Annotated in this window: 20 protein-coding genes and 1 tRNA gene; 16 read left to right on the top strand and 5 right to left on the bottom strand. The window is 64.2% G+C overall.

Features of this window, described 5'->3' with window-relative positions:
• The first annotated feature begins 399 nt into the window (after nt 1-399).
• From hisG to hisE, 10 genes are all read left to right on the top strand, one after another.
• Nucleotides 400-2,115: an ATP phosphoribosyltransferase gene (gene hisG / locus DXC79_RS07095; RefSeq protein ID WP_117635661.1), complete on the top strand. Its 1,716-nt coding sequence runs from the start codon at nt 400-402 to the stop codon at nt 2,113-2,115.
• A gap of 105 nt (nt 2,116-2,220) precedes the next feature.
• The gene (hisD, locus tag DXC79_RS07090; protein ID WP_117635660.1) at nt 2,221-3,657 is read left to right on the top strand and encodes a histidinol dehydrogenase; all 1,437 of its coding nucleotides are present in this window, start codon (nt 2,221-2,223) and stop codon (nt 3,655-3,657) included.
• A 1-nt stretch (nt 3,658) separates the two neighbouring features.
• Nucleotides 3,659-4,774, top strand: a complete 1,116-nt coding sequence (gene hisC, locus DXC79_RS07085) for a histidinol-phosphate transaminase (RefSeq protein ID WP_199408665.1) — start codon at nt 3,659-3,661, stop codon at nt 4,772-4,774.
• A complete protein-coding gene (gene hisB, locus DXC79_RS07080; RefSeq protein WP_117635658.1) occupies nt 4,775-5,362 on the top strand; it encodes an imidazoleglycerol-phosphate dehydratase HisB in 588 nt (195 codons plus the stop codon).
• Nucleotides 5,363-5,441: 79 nt separating this feature from the next.
• A complete protein-coding gene (locus DXC79_RS07075) occupies nt 5,442-6,137 on the top strand; it encodes an imidazole glycerol phosphate synthase subunit HisH (RefSeq protein WP_117635657.1) in 696 nt (231 codons plus the stop codon).
• Nucleotides 6,134-6,877, top strand: coding sequence for a HisA/HisF-related TIM barrel protein (locus tag DXC79_RS07070; protein WP_117635656.1), 744 nt, complete (start codon nt 6,134-6,136; stop codon nt 6,875-6,877). Before DXC79_RS07075 ends, DXC79_RS07070 begins: the two co-directional genes overlap by 4 nt.
• A gap of 3 nt (nt 6,878-6,880) precedes the next feature.
• A complete protein-coding gene (gene hisF, locus DXC79_RS07065) occupies nt 6,881-7,663 on the top strand; it encodes an imidazole glycerol phosphate synthase subunit HisF (protein ID WP_117635655.1) in 783 nt (260 codons plus the stop codon).
• Nucleotides 7,664-7,810: 147 nt separating this feature from the next.
• A complete protein-coding gene (gene hisI / locus DXC79_RS07060; protein ID WP_117635654.1) occupies nt 7,811-8,152 on the top strand; it encodes a phosphoribosyl-AMP cyclohydrolase in 342 nt (113 codons plus the stop codon).
• Nucleotides 8,149-8,376: a hypothetical protein gene (locus DXC79_RS07055; protein ID WP_117635653.1), complete on the top strand. Its 228-nt coding sequence runs from the start codon at nt 8,149-8,151 to the stop codon at nt 8,374-8,376. Before hisI ends, DXC79_RS07055 begins: the two co-directional genes overlap by 4 nt.
• Before the next feature lie 15 nt (nt 8,377-8,391).
• The gene (gene hisE / locus DXC79_RS07050) at nt 8,392-8,709 is read left to right on the top strand and encodes a phosphoribosyl-ATP diphosphatase (RefSeq protein WP_117583614.1); all 318 of its coding nucleotides are present in this window, start codon (nt 8,392-8,394) and stop codon (nt 8,707-8,709) included.
• Nucleotides 8,710-8,736: 27 nt separating this feature from the next.
• On the opposite strand, the gene DXC79_RS07045 is transcribed toward hisE, so the two are convergent.
• The 3 genes from DXC79_RS07045 to DXC79_RS07035 all read right to left on the bottom strand — a co-directional run bounded on the left by DXC79_RS07045 (nt 8,737) and on the right by DXC79_RS07035 (nt 13,756).
• A complete protein-coding gene (locus DXC79_RS07045; RefSeq protein WP_117635652.1) occupies nt 8,737-9,648 on the bottom strand; it encodes a PHP domain-containing protein in 912 nt (303 codons plus the stop codon).
• Between the two features lie 119 nt (nt 9,649-9,767).
• On the bottom strand, nt 9,768-10,190 hold the full coding sequence (locus DXC79_RS07040) for a nitrous oxide-stimulated promoter family protein (RefSeq protein ID WP_117635651.1): 423 nt from the start codon (nt 10,188-10,190) through the stop codon (nt 9,768-9,770).
• The gene (locus DXC79_RS07035; protein WP_117635650.1) at nt 10,190-13,756 is read right to left on the bottom strand and encodes an ATP-binding cassette domain-containing protein; all 3,567 of its coding nucleotides are present in this window, start codon (nt 13,754-13,756) and stop codon (nt 10,190-10,192) included. The genes DXC79_RS07040 and DXC79_RS07035 overlap by 1 nt, the downstream gene beginning before the upstream one ends.
• Before the next feature lie 382 nt (nt 13,757-14,138).
• On the opposite strand from DXC79_RS07035, the gene larC reads away from it, so the two are divergent.
• From larC to DXC79_RS07005, 6 genes are all read left to right on the top strand, one after another.
• Nucleotides 14,139-14,624, top strand: coding sequence for a nickel insertion protein (gene larC, locus DXC79_RS07030; protein WP_089573585.1), 486 nt, complete (start codon nt 14,139-14,141; stop codon nt 14,622-14,624).
• A 71-nt stretch (nt 14,625-14,695) separates the two neighbouring features.
• Nucleotides 14,696-15,244 (top strand): phosphodiesterase, encoded by a 549-nt coding sequence (gene yfcE / locus DXC79_RS07025; protein ID WP_117635649.1) that lies wholly within the window; start codon nt 14,696-14,698, stop codon nt 15,242-15,244.
• 2 nt (nt 15,245-15,246) lie between these two features.
• A complete protein-coding gene (gene mazG / locus DXC79_RS07020) occupies nt 15,247-16,107 on the top strand; it encodes a nucleoside triphosphate pyrophosphohydrolase (protein WP_117635648.1) in 861 nt (286 codons plus the stop codon).
• Between the two features lie 188 nt (nt 16,108-16,295).
• Complete coding sequence (gene eno / locus DXC79_RS07015; RefSeq protein ID WP_117635647.1) at nt 16,296-17,585, top strand: phosphopyruvate hydratase; 1,290 nt, start codon at nt 16,296-16,298, stop codon at nt 17,583-17,585.
• A gap of 185 nt (nt 17,586-17,770) precedes the next feature.
• Complete coding sequence (locus DXC79_RS10200) at nt 17,771-18,535, top strand: septum formation initiator family protein (RefSeq protein ID WP_233503046.1); 765 nt, start codon at nt 17,771-17,773, stop codon at nt 18,533-18,535.
• A 28-nt stretch (nt 18,536-18,563) separates the two neighbouring features.
• Complete coding sequence (locus DXC79_RS07005; protein WP_117635646.1) at nt 18,564-19,565, top strand: hypothetical protein; 1,002 nt, start codon at nt 18,564-18,566, stop codon at nt 19,563-19,565.
• Nucleotides 19,566-20,012: 447 nt separating this feature from the next.
• Here the strand turns inward: DXC79_RS07005 and DXC79_RS07000 are convergent.
• Nucleotides 20,013-20,097: transfer RNA gene (locus tag DXC79_RS07000), tRNA-Leu, on the bottom strand.
• A gap of 31 nt (nt 20,098-20,128) precedes the next feature.
• Nucleotides 20,129-20,752, bottom strand: a complete 624-nt coding sequence (locus DXC79_RS06995; protein WP_117635645.1) for a hypothetical protein — start codon at nt 20,750-20,752, stop codon at nt 20,129-20,131.
• Nucleotides 20,753-20,875 lie beyond the last annotated feature (123 nt).

Below are 20,875 nucleotides of genomic sequence, written 5' to 3'. Positions count from 1 at the left end.
TCACCAAGCACAACCTCAAGTACCGCCGCTACTACCACCAGTTCGACTACTAAGAGCTGGTCGCAGGTCCGATATCTTGGCTGGTTGATATCTCGACCCTACACAAGGGCGTCCGCATTTGCGCGGGCGCCCTTTTTGCGTTGCTGTCGGCGCAGGGTGTCTTCGGCGGAAAGTTCATCCCGGGCTTGCGGCTCGGAGTGGGACGCGCTTTCCTGCTGGGCTGGGGGAATCGCCAGATTGAGCTGAGGGCCCGCCCCTATGTTTCTAAATGAATACGCTGTGAGCCGAGGGAGACGATTTTCCCCGCAAGCACTCTAGTATGCTAAAGTACCCAGAAGACCGGCGGAGCTATGCCGGTCTTCTGTTCTATGCGAAGCACAGCATGAGGAGGCTCACCAGATGACGGCCACACCGTGGGGATTCCGGGACATATTGCCCGAGGAGGCTCAGGCACGCGAGGAGATCGCATGTACGGTGAAGGGCTGCTTTAGGGAGCATCATTACCTGCCGGTTGAGACGCCGCTGCTCGAGGACAAGGGTTCGCTCGAGGAAGGTGGCCGCATTGCGGACACGCCGTTTAAGCTCTTTGACGATGATGGGCGTTTGCTGGTGGTCCGTCCCGACAACACGTTGCCGATCGTGCGCTTGGTTTCGACCCGCATGCGCGCGGCCGACCTGCCCCTGCGCCTGCGCTACGAGGCGCCGGTGGTTCGCGAGTGCCAGCGCAATGCCGGCGGCTCGCGTCAGTTTACGCAGCTGGGCTTTGAGCTCATCGGTGCGGGCGACGCCGCGGGCGATGTCGAGATTGTCTCGCTGGTAGCCGAGGCCGTGCGCAAGCTGGCGTTGCCCGATGCGCGCATTATCGCAGGTAGCGTGCGTCCTTTTAAGGAGCTGCTCGCGGCGTGCGAGGATCGCGAGCTGGCTGCCGAGGCCCTGCGCTGCGTGCACGCCAATGACTTTGTGGGCCTCGATGCCCGCGTGGCGGCAAGCGCCGAGTCCGAGGCCGTCAAGGCCGCCATTAGCGAGCTGCCGCGCTTGCACGGCGGTGCCGAGATACTCGACCGTGTGGATGCGCTGCTGGAAGCTGCCGGTATCGTCGCGCCGCTGACGCGCGAGCTGCGTGCCCTGGTCGAGGGCCTGGCTCCCGAGGACGCCCAGGTGCTGTCCTTCGACTTCTCCATCATGAACTCTTTTTATTACTACACGGGCCTGGTCTTTAAGGCCTATGCCGGTGGCCTGCCCGATCCGGTGGGTTCGGGCGGTCGCTACGACTCCATCTTTACCGGCGCGTTTGGCGATGGCATCGAGGTACCGGCGGCGGGATTTGCCTTTTCGCTCGAGCGTCTGGAGGCCGCGCACACTTCGGCTGAGGACGCCGCTTCCGACGGCGACCACGCCGCGGGCCGTGGTGCCGAGGGTCCGCTGCGCATCGCCGTTCCCAAGGGCTCGCTTAAGGCCGACACGCTCGACGTGCTCGAGGCCGCGGGCCTGGACGTCTCCGAGCTGCGCGACCCCGGCCGTCACCTGATCGTGCGCGGTCGCGATACGCGTGCCGGCGAGGGCGCGGTCGGCGATATCGAGTTTGTCATCGTGCGCCCCAGCGATGCGCCCGCTTTTGTGGGCTGCGGTGGTGCCGATTGCGGCATCTGCGGCTGGGATTCGCTTATCGAGGCCGACCTCAACCTGCTGCAGCTGGTCGATTTGGGTTACGGCCTGTGCACCTTTATTGAGGCTGAGCCCGTTTGGCGCGCCGGTCAGGCCGAGCGCAACTATGCCCGCCGCGGTTCGCTTCGCGTGGCAACCAAGTACCCGCGCATCGCGAGTGCCTGGTATGCCGAGTGCGGCGTGAACGCCGACATTGTTTCGCTGCACGGCAACATCGAGCTGGGACCCATCGTCGGTATGACCGATCGCATCGTGGATATCACCGCCACGGGTGCCACGCTGCGCGACAACGACCTGGTCATCACCGGCCGCATTATGGACTGCACGGCCCGCTTCTTCGTCAACCCGGGTGCCGCGCGCCTGGATCCGCGCGTTCGCAACCTGGCCGATCGCCTGGCGGCTGCCGTGAAGGACAAGCATTTTGAGCCCGTCGCGGGCTCGGCACAATAGCGCGAGCGCGCACGGGCGCCCCCATATCCGGACTGCGGGCCGATTGGTGCCGCTGCCCGGCATCTCGTTTTCCAAACGCAACCTCGACCGATAGGGGATACCGATATGAAGACCATCAAGCTTGCTCCCGGTGAGCGCCTCGTTACCAACCAGCTCAACCGCAAGGGTGTGCTGCCGCAAAACATCGTCGACGCCGCCCGCGATATCGTGGCCAACGTGCGTGCCAACGGCGATGCTGCGGTGCGCGATTACTGCCAGCGTTTTGACGGTGTCGAGCTGCAAAGCTTTCGTCTGCCGCAAGAGCAGATCGATGCTGCGCTCGAAGGCCTCGACCCGGCCTTTGTCGCCGCGCTCGAGAAGGCTGCGCGCCAGATCCGTGAGTTTCACCAGCGCGAGGTCGAGCAGAGCTGGTTTACCACGCGCCCGGACGGCACGATGCTCGGCGTTAAGGTGACCCCGCTTGCCGCGGCCGGCATCTACGTGCCGGGCGGTCGCGCGCAGTATCCCTCCACCGTGCTCATGAACGCTATCCCTGCCAAGGTGGCCGGCGTTAAGCGCGTGGTCATGGTGACGCCGCCACAAAAGGACGGCCTGATCAGCCCCTATACGCTCGCCGCGGCCAAGCTCGGCGGCGTGGACGAGATCTATATGGTGGGCGGCGCCCAGGCCGTGGCCGCGCTGGCGTACGGTACCGAGACCATTCCGCGCGTCGACAAGATCACCGGCCCGGGCAACGCCTTTGTCGCCGCGGCCAAGCAGATTGTTTCGGGCGACGTGGGCATCGACATGGTCGCCGGCCCCTCCGAGGTCTGCGTGCTGGCCGATGCCACGGCCAAGCCCATGGTGGTCGCGGCCGACCTGATGGCCCAGGCCGAGCACGATCCGCTGGCCGCCTGCTATCTGGTGACCTGCGACGAGCAGTTTGCGCGCGAGGTCGAGGCGGGTATCGACATTCTAGTGGCGCAGTCGCCGCGTGCCGAGATCACGCGCTCCTCGCTCGACAACGAGGGCACCATCGTGGTGGCCGCCGATATGGCTGCCGCCGTCGAGGCCGTGAACACCGTGGCGCCCGAGCACCTGGAGCTGCACTGCAAGGATGCAATGGGCCTGCTCGGCGGCATCCGCAACGCCGGCGCCATCTTTGTGGGCGCCTGGAGCTCCGAGCCGCTCGGCGATTATGTTGCTGGCCCCAACCACACGCTGCCGACCGGCGGCACGGCCATGTTCTCCAACCCGCTTTCGGTCGAAGAGTTCGTTAAGCGCTCGAGTGTCATTTGCTATACACCCGAGGGCCTGCTCTCCGATGCTCCTGCCACGCAGCGTCTAGCCGAGGCCGAGGGTCTGTGGGCACACGCGCTTTCCGCCGCACTGCGCCGCCGCGTGTTGGAGCAGGGCGAGGATGCCGTGAGCGCCGAGTCGATCGCCGCGGCCGACCTGACCAAGGTTGCCTGGCCGGGCGACGCCGTGGCGACGGTTGCCGAGGGCGTGGACCTGGCGGCTGCGGGCGCGGATGGCGCCGGCGCGACTGGCAAGGAGGCCTGATATGGCCGAGCTCACGCCCCGTATGAAGGAGCTCGTCCAGCCCCACTTGGCCGGCATTGAGCCCTACGATCCCAACTTTACGCCCACGCGCATCAACCTTTCGGCCAACGAGAACACCTATCCCATGCCGGCTGGCGTGCGCGAGGCGGTCGACACCGCCCTGGCTGCCACGCCGCTCAACCGTTATCCCGATCCCATGTCCAACGATCTGCGCGACGAGCTGGCCGCTTGGCATGGTGTGGCGCGCGAGAATGTCTGCGTGGGCAACGGCGGCGACGAGCTGCTCTATAACTACCTGTTGGCGTTTGGCGGCGCGGGGCGGACCCTGCTTAACTGCCCGCCGTGCTTTAGCGAGTACGCGTTCTTTGCGTCGCTCTGTCAGACCGAGGTGCGCGACGTGTGGCGCGACCCGGCAACTTTTGAGCTCGACCAGGCGGCTGTGCTCGCGGCCGCACCCGAGTGCAACCTGGCGATTGTGACCTCGCCCAACAATCCTACGGGCGACGTGGCGCCGCTCGACTTTATCGCGGCCCTGTGCGATGCCTGCCCCGGCATGGTGATGGTCGACGAGGCCTACGTGGAGTTTGCCGACGATTCGTTTGGCGCGGCCACCACGGCGCAAGGGCTTATCGCCGAGCATCCTAACCTGGTGATTTTGCATACGCTGTCCAAGGCGTTTGGCGCCGCCGGCACGCGTCTGGGCTACGTGATCGCGACCCCCGAGGTCATCGACGTGTTCGCGGCGATTCGCCAGATCTATTCAGTCAACGTGCTGAGCCAGGCCGCGGCGCTTGCCTGCGTGCGTGCCCGCGATGCGTATGCGCCCGTGGTGGCGCAAGTTGCATCCGAGCGCGAACGCGAGCTGTGCGCCCTGCGCGCAATGGCTGCCGAGGGCCTGCCCGTGGAGGCGTGGCCGAGCGCAGCAAACTTTGTGCTCGTGCGCACGCCGCACGCCACGCGCGTGCGCGAGCGTCTGCGCGATGAGTATTCGATTTTGGTGCGTGACTTTAGCTACGCGCCGGGGCTTGCGGACTGTCTGCGCATTACCGTGGGTATCCCGCAGGAAAACGACGAGGTGCTGGCAGCGTTTGCCGCGCTGGTGAAGGAGGAGATGTAGATGGGCCGTTATGTCGAGGTGACCCGCAAGACGGGCGAGACCGACATTGTCGTTAGGCTCGATCTGGACGGATCCGGCGTGTGCGATATCTCGACCGGCGTGCCGTTTTTCGACCACATGCTCAACGCCTTTGGCCGCCATGGCCTGTTCGATTTGACGGTACATGCGATGGGCGATGTGGAGGTCGACGCGCACCACACCGTCGAGGACACGGGCATTGTGCTGGGCGAGGCGTTTTGCCAGGCACTGGGTGACAAGGCGGGCATTACGCGCTTTGCCGATGCGGCGATTGCCATGGACGAGACGCTCGTGATGGCCGCCGTTGATATCTCGGGTCGCGGGCAGGCCTATTGCGATCTGCCCGTGCCGACCGAGCGCGTGGGCAGCTTTGATACCGAGCTGGCCGTCGAGTTCTTCTATGCCTTTGCGCGCGATGCTAAGCTCACGCTGCATGTGCGCGAGCTGGCGGGCGGCAACTCGCATCACATTATCGAGGCCGCCTTTAAGGCCGTGGGCCGCACGATGCGCCACGCCTGCGAGCTTGATCCCCGCGTGCAAGGAATCCCCAGCACCAAGGGCTCACTGTAACCGCCACAAGGGTAAAAACCACCACAAAGGGGACAGGCACCTTCGTGGTGGTTTTGGATGATGGAAAAAGGAGGGTCGCGTGGGCGAACCGAAGATCGTGGTGGTCGACTACCACAAGGGCAACTTGTCGAGCGTCGTGCGCGGGCTTGCGCGCGCCGGTGCCGCTGCCTGCACATCGGACGATCCGGAGCAGATCCGCAACGCCGACGGCCTGGTCATCCCGGGCGTGGGCGCGTTCTATGACGCGATCGCCTTTATGCGCCAGAGCGGCGAGGAGGCGGCCGTGCTTGACGCCGTTGCCGCCGGAACTCCTCTGCTCGGCATCTGCCTGGGCCTTCAGCTGTTTTTTGAACGCGGCGACGAGGGCGTGCCGGCGGACGAGGGCGCGGACGACGATGCCTCCGAGCAGGCCGGCGGTCCCTGGGTCGATGGCCTGGGCATTATGCGCGGCTCGTGCACGCGCTTGGAATCGAGTCGCCTGAAGGTGCCGCACGTGGGCTGGGACCAGGTGCACATGACGCCCGCCGGCGCGGCCGATCCGTTGCTCGCCGGTTTTGCCGAGGGCGCCAACATGTACTTCACCCACAGCTATGCGGTGGCCGACGATGTCGATGCCGCCGATGTTCTGGCGCGCACGCACTACACGCGGAGCTTCCCGTGCATCGTGCGCCACGGCAACGTGTGGGGCTGCCAGTTCCATCCCGAGAAATCCTCCGCGCTGGGACAGCGCATCCTTAAGAACTTCGTCAACATCGTCGAGGGGGCCGGCCGATGATTCTGTTTCCCGCAATCGATTTGATCGGCGGCAAGGTCGTGCGCCTGGAGCGCGGCGACCGGAGCCGCTGTAAGGTGTATTCTGACGACCCCGTGGCCGTTGCCCGCTCCTTTGCCGAGCAGGGCGCGAGCTGGGTGCACGTCGTCGACCTGTCCGCTGCCTTTGGCGAGGACGAGGACGCGTGCGCTGCCAACTTGGCAGCGATTAAGGCCATCTGCGGCGTCGACGGTCTGTCCGCGGACGTGGGCGGCGGCGTTCGCTCGCTCGCGCGCATCGACGAGCTGGCCGGCTACGGCGCGCGTCGCATCGCGCTAGGCACGGTGCTCGTGACCGAGCCGGGATTTGCCGAGGTGGCGGCGCAAGGCTTTGGCGAGTTACTGGTGGCAGACATTGCCGCCCGTGACGGCCAGGTCAAGGTGAATGGTTGGCGCGACGGCGCGGGTGTGGCGCTCGACGACGCCGTGGCGCAGCTCACCGAGCTGGGCTTTAAGCATCTGGTGTATACCGACATCGCGCGCGATGGCATGCAGACGGGCATCGACGTGGCGGCGTATCGCCATGTGGCCGAGGTCGCGGGCTTTCCCGTCGTGGCTTCGGGCGGCATCTCGACGCTCGATGATATCCGTGCGCTCGCCGCGGTGGGCGAGGGCGCTATTGAGGGCGCCATCACCGGTCGCGCGCTCTACGAGGGCAACTTTACGCTGGTACAGGCGTTGGCCGCCGCGCGAGGGGAGGAGTAGCCCATGCTTACCAAACGCGTCATTCCCTGCCTGGACGTTAAGGACGGCCGCGTGGTCAAGGGCGTCAACTTTGTGAGCCTGCGCGATGCGGGCGATCCGGTGGAGCTTGCCCGTGCCTACGATCGCGAGGGTGCGGACGAGGTCGTGTTCCTGGACATCACTGCCACGAGCGACAACCGTGCGACGACCATCGAGATGGCGGCGCATGCGGCCGAGGAGCTCGCCATTCCCTACACCGTGGGCGGTGGCTTTCGCGACCTTGCGGGCATGCGAACGATGGTGGCGGCCGGTGCCGACAAGGTATCGCTCAACTCTGCCGCCGTGCGCGACCCGTCGCTGATCAGCCAAGCTGCCGCGGCGTTTGGCAGCCAGGCCGTGGTCGTGGCGATCGATGCCAAGCGCGTCGGCCTGCCTGGGCAGCCGGATGCCGACAAGTGGGAGGTCTTTACCGCGGGAGGCCGCAATGCCACGGGTATCGACGCGGTGGCGTGGGCCGAGGAGGTGGCTCGCCGCGGCGCCGGCGAGATCTTGCTGACCAGCATGGACCGCGACGGCACCAAGGCCGGCTTTGACCTGGCACTCACCCGCGCCGTGGCGCGTGCGGTGCCGATTCCCGTCATCGCGAGCGGTGGCGTGGGCACGCTCGAGCATTTTGCCGAGGGCGTGATCGAGGGCGAAGCCGACGCCGTGCTGGCGGCCAGCGTCTTTCACTTTGGAACTTTCAGCATTCGCCAGGTGAAGGAGTATATGGCCAGCCAAGGCATCCCTGTGAGGCTGGACTTCTAGTGCTGCGGCTTGCCCAGGCACCGCATCTTGCCGCTCAAACCGTCGCTCGCGTACCAAAGTACGCGTCGCTCCTCTTTCGCGGCAACCTGCGGCACCTGGACAACCCTCGCCGACCTGTGGGATTTCGTTTGTTACTTGGGAGAAATGATGACTGAGGTAATAAATGCTACCGAGCTTAAATACGACGCCCACGGGCTGATTCCTTGTGTGGTTCAGCAATATGACACCGGCGAGGTGCTTATGGTTGCTTGGATGAACGAGGAATCGGTGGGGCTGACGCTCAAGACCGGGACCACGTGGTTTTGGAGTCGCAGCCGTCAGGAGCTCTGGAACAAGGGCGCGACGAGTGGCAACATGCAGGAGGTCAAGGAGCTCTGGGCCGACTGCGATAGCGATACGCTGCTGGTCAAGGTGGACTCACCGGGCCCGGCCTGCCATACCGGCAACCGTACCTGCTTCTTTAAGCGCGTAAAGGGGGGAACACGATGAAGGTCGTGACGCCGTTCGAAGTCGCCGACTGCAACGCCGAACTCCTCCGCGCGGGCGTGCCATGCCGCGTGCACCTGACTGATACCTGCGGGGCGCAGTCGCTTTGGCTCGAGGCCGAGAAGGAAAGGCTCGATGAGGCCCATGCCGTCATCGTCGAGTTCTTTGAGAAAAAGGGCGCAAAGCCTCGGTTCGATGAGACCGGTACCTACTTTACGCTGCAGTAACGAGAGGAAATAACCATGGGAGTCAGAACAGCTAACGTGCAGCCGGGAAATATCGGCGAGACGCTGACGGGTCTGGCCGAGGTGATTCACGGTCGTCGCGATGCGTCGCCACAGGAGAGCTACACCGCCCGTCTGCTGACCGACGTCGAGGACGAGCTGCTCAAGAAGCTTGCCGAGGAGGCGAGCGAGGTGATCATGGCCTGCAAGGATAACGACCACGATCACATTCGCTACGAGGCCGGCGACCTGATCTACCACCTGCTCGTGACGCTCGAGCGCTACGGCATTACCCTCGACGAGCTGGCCGGCGAACTCAACGCCCGCCGCCACTAGTCATTGGGGACGTTCTTAAACGACTAGTTAGGCGAGGGGCGTGGATTCCCATTCGCCGGTGGGGTGGGGGATATCGAAGGCCCGGTAGCCGCAGTCGTAGGCGTGGGCCTGGGCCTCGCGGATGTTCCAGCAGATGTCGCAGGCGCGGTGCGCGTCCGAGCCAAAGGTGATGGGCACCTCGGCATGGGCGAAGCGGCGCAACAGCCCGGTCGCGGGGTAGTAATCGTCGAGCCCCTTGCGCGGTGCGGCGGTCGAGACCTCAACGCGGCGACCCGTATCGTGGGCGCATTCGGCCATCTGCTCCCAAAACGGCGCGGGGTCAAAGTCGGGTGCAAAGCCGTCCTTCGAAAAGCGCATGACCAGGTCGGGATGGGCCATCGCGTCAAAGTTGAGTGAGCTTTCGCAAGCACGGCACCAGTCGTCGACGTAGCACTCCCACACGCCGCGCACGCCTAAGTTTTCCCAAACATGCAAGTTGGTATCGTCGTCGATCCAACCGCAAAGGGAATCGGGTGTATCGGGGCGCGCGACGTCCTCTGTCCCTGCCGTGCCCGCGGCGCCTGCCGCAATATCGTCCGGGTTGCCAATCCAGTGCACGCTGCCCAGACGTACGACGGCGCCCTGGGACCAGTGCTCTACCAAGGGCTCGCAGCCCTCGTACCAATCGCATTCAAAACCGTAGATAAAGGTGAGCTCCGGCGCAATCTGCGCGGCGAGTTTGCGGGCGTCCTCAAAGGCCAAACGATGTGCCGGCAAGTCGCCCTCGACGACCTGCACCTCGCAGTTAGCATCCATACTGGCGGGCAGGGTAAGGTGGTCGGTCGAGACCATGACGCGGCAGCCGGCGGCAGCAGCGGCACGGACGTTGTCCTCGAACGAGGCGTGCCCGTCCGAAAACGAGGTGTGGGTGTGACAATCGACCAGCGGGCAAGCGGACATGGCGGCTCCTTTGCGTCAAGCGAATCCGCTTCATTGTAATGGCGCAGCCTCGGCGCGGCGGGAACGCTGCAAGTCGAAACCGACTGGAAAGGGCAGGCGGCGCGTGCCGGCGCCGGCGACTACTTGCTTCGTGCCGCCACGCGTTTGGCCTGCACTGTTACCATCGCGTGCCTCACGGCGGTGATGGGGCGATAGCGGATCATACGCGGTCCCGACCAGCGCATGACCTCGCGGATCTTCTCGCGCATGGCAGGCCGGTAACAATGCGAAGGACAGGCCGAGCAAAATGTCTTGGTGCCCATGTGCGGGCAGTGCTCAATGCGCGCGATGGCGTATTTCTGCAGCTCGGCGCATTCGGGGCAGAGCGTAACGGTTCGGAGCCCGAGTTTGACGCGAGTGGGCTTTTCGCCGTTGGGAGCCTGCTTACCCTCGTGGCCGCCGCGATGATGCCCGCGGCACCACAGTGCAATCATCTGCGACACCATCTGGGCCTCGCGTGCACGTTTGCGCGCCAGCTCCGGCGTGTCGACCGGGCGCGCCATTAGCTCAGCCTCCCGTGCTCGACCGAAAGCGAGCAATCGGCAAACGCGCAGGTGCTGGCACGGTGGCTTACGAGCACAATGGTCTTGCCGCGGCGCTTGAGCTCGTCAACGGCCTGCATTACGGCTGCCTCGTTGAGAGCGTCAAGTGCGCTGGTGGGCTCGTCGAGCAAGATGAAAGGCGCGTCGTTGAGGAAGATGCGCGCAAGGCCGATGCGCTGGCGCTCGCCGCCCGAAAGCGAGTCGCCCAGCTCGGCAACGGGCGTGTCGAGACCCTGCGGCAGGCGGTCGATGAGGGCGGTAAGCGAAGCGGAGCGGCAAGCGTCGAGCAGCTCGGCATCGGTGGCGCTGGCGTGCGCAACCAGCAGATTCTCGCGTACGGTGCCGCAGAACAGATGTGTGTCCTGGGTCATATAGGCCTCGTGGCTGCGTAGGCTCGCCGTGTTGATGTGGCGGGCATCGACGCCGCTTACCGTGATGGTGCCAGCCGCGGGGTCCCAAAAACGCATGAGCAGCTTAAGCAGCGTCGACTTGCCCGAGCCCGAGCGCCCCATGATGCAGGTCATGGTACCGGGCGCAAAGGTGCAGGTCACGTCGTCGAGGATGAGACTCGCAGCGGTGTCGTTCGCGATCTGCTCCGTGGCGCCCGCACCGCCCGCGTCCACGCCGCCCGCATAACTAAAGCTCACACGCTCGGCTGCGGCGCCGGCAAACTCAACGTCCTGTCCGTCGGCGACCTCGGCGCACTGGGGTTGCTCGTCGAGCAAATCGAGCACGCGTGCGCCCGAGGCGAGCGTCTCCTGCAGTGAGGCACCCAGGCGGCTCACGGCCATCACCGAGCCAAACGACGACACAAAGGTAAAGACGGCGACAAACGCTGCGGCAAAGTTAATCGTTCCCGCAGCCACCAGCTGCAGCGCACGTCCGAGCATCACCAGATTGGCCGCAAGAATAAGCGCATCGGCCGCGGCCTCGCTGGCCGCTTGGCGGCGCTTGAGGCGCGCGTCCACGGCGCCGACTTGCTCGGTCAGCTTGCCCAGGGCACGGCTGCGATCGGCGCCACCGGCAAACTGGATAGTCTCGGATGCGCCGCGCAGACTGTCGAGCACAAAGGCACCCAGCTTACCGGCGCCCTCGCGGCTCTGGCGGCCGGTGGTGCCGCATGCCTTGGCCGAGGTCAGGGGCAGCAGCACGCCCAGGACCGCGTAGGCCACGAGCGCGATGCCCGCGAGCTCGGGGTTTACAGCCAGCAAAAAGCCCTCAAACACAACGGTGCAGACCAGAGCTATGGCAATGGGCGAGATGGTGTGCGCGTAGAAGACCTCGAGCAGCTCGATATCCGAGGTGACCAGGCTCACGAGCTCGCCCTTGCCGCGGCCCTCGAGCTTGGCGGGGGCGAGCTGGCGCAGGGCGCCAAACACCAGGTCGCGAATGTGCGCGAGCAGACGGAATGCGATGTAATGGTTGCAGAGCTGCTCGCCGTAGTGGAGCGGCCCGCGTGCGATGCCGCAGGCGGCACAGGCCGCGCATGCTGCGATCAGACCAAGCCCCAAGGCGTTGCGGCCCAGCGCGGCCATAAGGCCGAGGGCGCCAAAGGCCGGCACGAACGCGGCGGTGAGCATGCCAATGCTGCCCAGCGCGACGGCTAGCACAAGCCAGCCGGCAAGCGGTCGGACGAGCCCCATCATGCGCCACATGATGGACGGCGCCGAGCGACGGGCGCGGCCGGAGTCAGGCGCCGCGGTAGCGGAAGACGAGCCGGCACCGTTGAGGCTATCGGTACAGGCAGTACTGCCGCCAACAGCCTCAACCGCGCCGGCATCCTCAGCATCATCCTCCGCATACGCATATGCCGAGAGCTGCTCCTGACTGTTCCACATGCGCGCATAGGTGCCCGCGCCCGATAGGAGCTCATCATGGGTGCCGCGCTCGGCAATGCGACCGCGCTCCAGCACCAGAATCTGATCGGCGTCCACGATTGTCGACAGGCGGTGTGCCACCACAATTACAGTGTGCCCGCCGGCGAGCGATGCAATGACCTCGCCGATTGCGGCTTCGCTTGCGGCATCGACGTTGCTCGTAGCCTCGTCAAACACATAGATCGGCGAGTCGTGCAGCAGGGCGCGTGCCATGCACACGCGCTGGCGCTGGCCACCCGAAAGGTTGGTGCCGCCCTCGTTAATCACCATGTCGAGCCCGCCGTTGGCCCGCACAAAGGCCGCCACGCGCGTGCGGTCGAGCGCGTCCATGAGCTCGGTATCGGTGGCGTTGGGCTGGGCGAGCAGCAGGTTGTCGCGCAGGGTGCCGGCAAACAGGTAGCCGTTGGTGGGCACCAGGGTGACGGCGCGCATGAGTGAGGCGGCCGTGGCATCGCGCAGCTCGACGCCGCCAATGCGAACGCTGCCACGGTAGGCACCCTTGCGGCCCGCGATAATCCCCGCGAGCGTGGACTTGCCGCCGCCGCTTTCGCCCACGAGTGCCACGAGCGAGCCGTGCGCAATGGTCGCGCTGGCGCTGTCCAGCACCGTGCGGTTGCCGTATGCATAGCTCACGCCCGCGAGCTCGATATCGCCGCGACCGTCAAGCTCAACATCGCCGCGCTCGGGCTCGGGCGTATCCAAAATGCCAAACATGCGGCGCGAGGCGGCCATACCGTTCATGGCCGTGTGGAACAGCGATCCCAGGCGGCGCATGGGCAAAAAGAACTCCTGCGACAGAAAGACGATGAGGAAGGCAGCCTCAAAGCCAATCTTGCCCGTGGCGAGCTGCAGCGCGGCTACGATAATGCCGAGCGCGGCGCCCATATAGACGACCAGGTCCATAACGCAAATGGAGCGCAGCTGCATCACCAGCAGGCGCATGGTCGCTGTGCGGAAACGCTCGGACTCTGCGTTGATGCGCTCGTGCCAGCTGCGATCGGCCTGGTAGACCTTAAGGGTGGTGAGACCCTGCACGGCCTCCAGGAACATGCCGCCCAGATCGACATAGCTGCCCCAGTACTCGGCACCGATCTTTTTGGCGTTGCGCATGACCATCATGATGGAGACGGGGATGACCGGAACGCAGGCGAGCAGCAGCGCGGCGGGAAGACCCGCCTGGCCCACGAGCAGTACAAACAGCGTGATGGGTGCCAAGCCCGCAAAGAAGAGCTGCGGCAGGTAGCCGCCAAAGTACACCTGGAGTTGCGTGGCGCCCTCGACGCTGGTCTGGACGGCCTCGGCGGTGGGGGCGGTTTCGGTGTAGGAGGGGCCGAGTGCGGTGAGCTTGTCGTAGACGAGCGAGCGCACGCGGCGGACGGCCTCGAACGCGGCCTTGTCGCCGGCGCGTTTGGCCAGGTAGATGGAGGCGGCGCGCACGATGATGGCGGCGGCGAGCGGCAGGGCCGCCTGTGCGAGGGCATCGACGGCGAGCGCGGCGGAAAGACCGTTCGTGACGATGCCGCCCAAGATGCGCGCAAGCATCCACATCACCGTGATGTTTGCCATGAGCGCGATCCACTTAAACAGGACGCTTGCCATAATGTAGGGCGTTGCCTGCGGAACCAGGGAGAAGAGCCGCTTCTCGAACATGAAACCTCCTATGCCGTAACGGTGCCGGGCTGGGTCCTCGGCAGCCGCTTAGTTAGCCAAATGCAACTAGAGTAACATCGTGCAGCGGGTAAGTATGCCGAGGGTAATTTTTAGCCGATGAACTGCGTAGAAAGTTCAAAATTGTTGAGTGCGGCGAACTTTGTGGTGGACGGAATGCGGGCGCAATTTTGATCGTGTGCGGCCCGCTCCAAAACGTGTACGTCAGCCTCCAAAACCGACAAAAAATGACATGTTTGGAGGCTGACGTACATGTTTGGATAGGGGCAAGGGCGACGACGGACGAAAGTCACGCCTGTGCCACGTTCGATGTGCTAGCGTTTGGGTGAATAAAACGAGCCCGTGCGGAAAGGATCCGGACCGTATGCAACGTGGAAGTACATCTCCGCTGTCCCGCGAGACCGATGCGCCCGAAACCATCGTCAAGCTGGAGTGCGACATCGACGATGCGTCGCCCGAGGTACTCGCCTATGCCGCCGACCGCCTGCGCGAGGCGGGCGCCCGCGAGGTGCACTGGCTGCCCCTCTACTGCAAAAAAGGCCGCCCCGGCTGGCAGCTGCAGGTGATCTGCTCGCATGAGGATATCGAACGCCTGCAGACGATTATCTTTTTGGAAACCACGACCAACGCCGTTCGTCGCCAGGTGATGGAACGCGTTTGCCTGCCGCGTCGTTTTGAGCAGGTAGCGACGCCTTGGGGCGAGGTATCCGTTAAGGTGGCGACCCTGCCAGACGGCAGCGAGCGCGCGGCTCCCGAGTACGAGGATTGCGCCCGTCTTGCCCGCGAACATGGCGTGCCACTCCAACGCGTGATGCAGGCGGCTCAGAGCGCGGCGCTACGATTCGAGTAACACGGTAGATGGGCTCCACATCCGCCGGACCCCGTATTCAGCCCCCATCAACCCTACCCGAAAGGACCACCATGAAATACCTCATCGCTTCCGACATTCACGGCTCGGCATACTGGACCGAGCGCCTGGTCGCCGCCATCGAATCCGAGCAGCCCGACCGCGTCGTGCTGCTGGGCGACCTGCTCTACCACGGCCCGCGCAACGACCTGCCGCGCGACTACGCCCCCAAGCGCGTGATTCCGCTGCTCAACGCCCTGGCCGACCGCATCATCGCGGTGCGCGGCAACTGCGACGCCGAGGTCGACCAGATGGTGCTCGCCTTTCCCGTCATGGCCGACTACGCCACGCTGTTCGACGAGACCGGCCGCGAGCTGTTCCTGACGCACGGCCACGTCTTTGGCGCCGGCATGCACAACAGCGTCGACCACGCGCCCGCGCTGCCCGAGGGCTCCGCGCTCGTCTACGGCCACACGCACATCAAGGTTAACGAGGCAAGCGAGGCGCACCCGGGCCTGTGGCTCTTCAATCCCGGCAGCGTGAGTATTCCCAAGGACGGTACGCACAGCTACGGCATCTACGAGGGCGGCGCGTTCCGCCACGTGATCCTGGAGGAGGAATAACCATGGCGCAGCACATGGCTCAGCAAAATGCCGAGGGCTCGCGCGATCTGTCCACGCTGGTCGACGCGTCGGTCGAGCTGCAGCATCTGGTGCAGACCATCTGGCGTCTGCGTCAGCCCGATGGCTGCCCGTGGGATCGCGAGCAGACGCATCGGAGCATCGGCAAGAACATGATCGAGGAGGCCTATGAGGCGCTCGATTGCATCGAGGCGGACGACGTGGCGCATCTGCGCGAGGAGCTGGGCGATGTGCTCATGCAGGTGGTGCTGCATGCGCAGATTGCGGCGGACGCGGGCGAGTTTACGCTGGCCGATGTGGCACGCGATATCGACGCCAAGCTCATTCGCCGCCACCCACACGTGTTTGGCGATGCGGATGCCGAGAGCTCCGACGAGGTGCTCAAGATCTGGGACGAGGTCAAACTTGCCGAGAAGGCTGCCAAGGACAAGGCCGTGGCGGCAGGCGAGGCCGCACCCGAGGGTCTACTCGACGGCGTGCCCACGCACCTGCCGGCGCTGATGCAGGCCCAGAAGGTGTCGCGCAAGGCAGCGGCCGTGGGCTTTGAGTGGGAGACGGTCCAGGACGTGTGGGACGAGGTTGCCGAGGAGCGTGCCGAGTTTGAGGCCGAGGCCCCCGGCTCGCCCGAGCGCGAGATGGAGTTTGGCGACCTGCTCTTTGCTCTGGTCAACGTTGCACGCAAAGAGGGCATCGACGCCGAGAGCGCCCTGCGCGCGAGCACGGCCAAGTTCCGTCGTCGCTGGGCCGCGATGGAGCAGATGGCGGCCGACGCCCACGTGGATCTGGCCGAGCTTTCGACCCACGGCCTCAATGACCTCTGGGATGCCGCAAAGGCAGAGGAGTAAGACTGCGGGGGCGACGGGACGGACTTGTCCCATCGCCCCTATTATTTTTAAAAAGATTGTATCCCTTGGCTAACTTAGGGCATAATGCAAAAAGTGCGATAAGGCTAACTTATGAACCTGCGCGCCGCTGTAGCGTGCAAGCCGTGTCGCCAAGCATTCAACCCGTTTCCAAGTGAGAGGGAGACAACATGAGCGATATTTTGGACGTCTACGGTCGCGAGGTGCTCGACAGCCGCGGCAATCCCACCGTCGAGGTCGAGGTCGTGCTCGAGGACGGCAGCTTTGGCCGCGCAATGGTGCCTTCGGGTGCTTCGACCGGCGCCTTTGAGGCATGTGAGCTGCGCGACGGCGACAAGGGCCGCTATCTGGGCAAGGGCGTTTCGCAGGCCGTCGAGCACGTCAATAACGAGTGCGCTAACGCCGTCGTGGGCCTCGACGCCTTCGACCAGCGCGCCGTCGATGCCGCGCTGATTGCCGCGGACGGTACCCCCAACAAGACCAAGCTCGGTGCCAACGCCATCCTGGGCGTGTCGCTGGCCGTCGCCCGCGCCGCTGCCGAGTCGGCGGGCCTGTCGCTGTACCAGTACCTGGGCGGCGTCAACGCCCACCTGCTGCCCACGCCTATGATGAATATCCTCAACGGTGGCGTCCATGCCGACAATAACGTTGACTTCCAGGAGTTCATGATCATGCCGGTGGGCGCCCCGAGCTTTGTCGAGGGCCTGCGTTGGTGCGCCGAGGTCTACCATACCCTCAAGGGCGTGCTGCACGAGGCGGGCCTGGGCGGCGGCGTGGGCGACGAGGGCGGCTTTGCGCCCAACCTCAAGACCAACGCCGAGCCGTTCGAGTACATTACCAAGGCCGTCGAGAAGGCTGGCTTTAAGCCCGGCGTTGACTTCATGTACGCCATGGATCCGGCCTCGACCGAGTTCTACAACGCCGAGACCGGCATGTACGAGCTCAAGGGCGAGGGCGTGGAGTACACGAGTGCCCAGATGGTCGATTACTGGGAGAAGCTCGTCGACACCTATCCCATCATCTCCATCGAGGACGGCATGGCCGAGGAAGACTGGGACGGCTGGGTCGAGCTTACCCGCCGCATTGGCAACAAAGTGCAGCTGGTGGGCGACGACCTGTTCGTCACCAACACCGAGCGCCTCAAGAAGGGCATCGAGCTGGGTGCCGCCAACGCGATCCTGGTCAAGGTCAACCAGATCGGCACGCTCACCGAGTCGCTCGAGGCCATCGAGACCGCCAAGGAGGCCGGCTATGCGTGCATCGTGAGCCACCGCTCCGGCGAGACCGAGGACTCCACGATTGCCGACCTGGTCGTGGGCGTCAACGCTGGCCAGATCAAGTCGGGCGCTCCGTGCCGCAGCGACCGTATCGCCAAGTACAACCAGCTCATCCGCATCGAGGACGAGCTTGAGGGCAGCGCGCGCTACGCCGGCAAGGCTGCGTTCTACAACATTCGCTAAACAAGCGGTGCTCGCGGGGCGGGGTTGACTCGGCTCCGCTCCACTTCTGATGGCCGCCATTGGGCGCTGGGCCACACGGCTCAGCGCCTTTTTTATGTCGAGCAAAGGCTGGCGAAGGCGGTGCGCATGCTCGTGCTATAACTAAAGGACTTAGCGCAAACAAACCTCAACCGCACAAGGCGCACATGGATCAGATTTACGACAACAGGTACTATTCCGCCGGTTCGCGTGAGCCGTCGCCTCGCCGTGCGCGCACGGTGCAGCTCGGTGGGTCCGCCTACGCCGGCGCCGACCGCTCCACGCAGCGCCCGACAAGTACCTCGCGCCCTAATGCTCAAGTGAATACTTCGGCAGATGGACCGGTGCGCCCGGCACGTTCGTTGCATGCGTCGTGTCCCTCGGCCCAGACGCATGACAGGTCGAGCAGGCCCTCGAGCCGTCTTTCGGGCGCGGACTTTATGCGCTACGCCAACGACAATGCGGTGGTCAAGGCAATCTATGACTTTACGCATGGCTCTCTGCGCCTGCTGTTTATCGGTATCGTGGTGGCGCTGGCGCTTGTGAGCCTGTATTTCCCCGTGCGCGACCTGTACGTGGCAAAACGCTCGAGCGACATCTTGGCCAAGCAGGTTGAGATTCGCGAGCAATATAACGACGAGCTGCAAAAAAGCGTCGACAAGCTGCTCTCGGAGGAGGGCATCAAGGATGCGGCGTCCGAGGACCTGGGCCTGGTGATGCCTGGTGAGACTAGGATTGATGTCTTTGGCCTGCACGATGATTCGGACTCGTCGTCGGTTGAAAAGAAGTCGTCGAACGCCAAGAAGGCCAGCGAGGTGGCCAAGGAGATCGAAGAAGTCGGCAAGGACGCGCCGTGGTACATTCAGACGCTCGACATGCTGTTTGGATTTAACGGCGTCGAGGGTCAGACGGTCGCGTCCAGCGGCGAGTAGGCGAGTAACGCCCGGAAGGGAGCCCGCAATGGCAGAGTGCAAACGATATAAGGTGGCCGCGATCGACCTGGGAACGGTGTCGTCGCGACTGGTGCTGGCGCAGGTCGAGGCCGGGGCGATCGTGGAATCGTCCAAGCATACCGAGATCACCGACTTGGGCGAGGGCGTGGACGCGACGGGGCGCTTTTGCGAGGCGGCCGTTGAGCGCGTGCTCGCTGCGTGCCGCATGTTTGTGGACGAAGCCCGTGCCTTTGGGGCCGTGCGCATCTGCACCACATGCACGAGCGCCGCGCGTGATGCGTCCAACGCCGCCCTGCTGCTAGGCGGCCTGCGCGAGCTGGGGCTCGAACCGCAGGTGATTCCGGGCGAGGTCGAGGCGCGCCTGACGTTTTTTGGTGTGGCGCACGACTTTGCGGGCGAGCGCATCATCGTCGCGGATTCGGGCGGCGGGTCGACGGAGCTTGCGACGGGTGTATACGCTCCGGAGCGCGGGGTCTTTGCGCTGGAGGGCACGCGTTCGCTGGACATTGGCTGCCGTCGTGTAACAGAGCGGTTTTTCTCGGCGCTGCCGCCTTTGGCAGGTGAGCTTGCGGCTGCTGCCGACTGGGCAAACGAGCAGTTTACGGCGTACTTTGAGAGCCTGCCCAACAACTTTGAGCGCGCCGAGCGCTTGGTCGCGGTGGGTGGCACCGTCACCACGCTCGTTGCACTCGTTCACGAGCTGGAGCCGTACGATTCGAGCTTTGTGCACCTGCGCGAGCTTTCGATGGAGCAGGTCTCGACCGCTATCGAGTGCATGTCTGCGCTGGACGTTGCGGGCATCGCCACGCTGCCAGGCGTGCAGCCCAAGCGTGCGGGCGTGATCTTGGCCGGCGCCGTGGTGATTCGCGAGCTCATGCGCGCTGGTGGCTACGAGACGCTCACCGTAAGCGAGAACAGCCTCCTCGCCGGCATGGCAGCAACCATCAACGAGACTCTCGACGGCGCGACCCCCACCATCGCCTGGACCCCCACTCTCAGCACACTCTAAAAGTAGTCTTTTTGGGACGGGGCTTTTTTAGCTACATGGTCCGCCCGAGCCTTTCCGTGAATGAGTTTTCTGGGACGGGGATTAAAAAATCATTGTGTACCTAATGATTTTTTAATCCCCGTCCCAGAAAACTCATTGGGTGGGCGGAAAAGTAGTCAAAAAAGCCCCGTCCCAAATTAGCTGCCCTGCAGTTGACGGCATCTAAAAGAAACGGGCCCGCATCCCTTGGGGACACGGGCCCGTAAAAGCCAATGGTAGGGGCGGTGGGACGTCTGCGTATTTGCTTCGCAAATACGCACCGGCTTCGGTCGCCTGCCGGCGCCCTCGTCGGCTCGCTACAAACGCTCCGCGTTTGCTTAACGCTCGCCCCCTCGCGGGTTCGAGCCCCACCGGCGTGCAAAAGAAACGGGCCCGCATCCCTGGGAGATACGGGCCCGTAAAAGCCAATGGTAGGGGCGGTGGGACTCGAACCCACAATCCTTGCGGCGAGAGATTTTAAGTCTCCTGCGTATGCCAATTCCGCCACGCCCCCGTGAGACTAGAAGTCTAGCACAAGCCGCCCGTTACGCGTTGACAGCCATCGAGTGCTGGCCCGACTTTTCCAAGTACTCGGCAAACTTGGCCTCGTCGCCCTTGTTCTTGTACTGCAGGGCCAGCAGGTATTCCAGGCGGCAGCTTTTGACCTTGTCGTCACCGGCCTCCTTGAGCATGCGCTCCAGTTCGGGAATGTCATTGTGGCGCTTGAGGATCATCGTGTCGTACATCAGCTGACACTCGTGCGCGACTGCTTCGGCCTGACCGCCCTCAAAGCCCTTGATCTCGTGCAGCAACTCCTTGGACTTTTTGCGGTCCTCCTGGCCAACGTAGTAGTTAAAGGCCTTAATTACCAGGTCGACGCGCTGCATCTTGGGCAGGTTGAGTCCCAGCAACAGGTCGAACATCTCGTTGGCGTGTTCGTGGTCCTCGCGCAACAGATAGGAGTTCAGGCGCAGGTAGTCGCGGTTGTAGCGCGGGTACAGCATGCTGGTGAGCTTGCCGTCGAGCAAACGATCGAACTCGTCCCACTGCTTGGCGGCCATAAGCTGCTGCAGGTGCTTAAACGTGGTGCGTTTTTTGATGCTAAAGAACACCGACACGGCGATACAAATAATGACGACGGCGGTCCAGAGTGTGCGGGAATCGGGCATATTAGGGTCCTTAGTCGCTCGTAAAACAAGCGGTATGACAACACGTACTAGATGTATTATACGCAGCGCGCAGGCAAACTGGTACAAAAGTGCATCGAGGCCGAGCACCATCGCTCGCTGCGG

Source organism: Collinsella sp. TF08-11AT (genome assembly GCF_003437035.1).
GTDB lineage: Bacteria > Actinomycetota > Coriobacteriia > Coriobacteriales > Coriobacteriaceae > Collinsella.
This window is presented reverse-complemented; position numbering and strand designations above follow the sequence as displayed.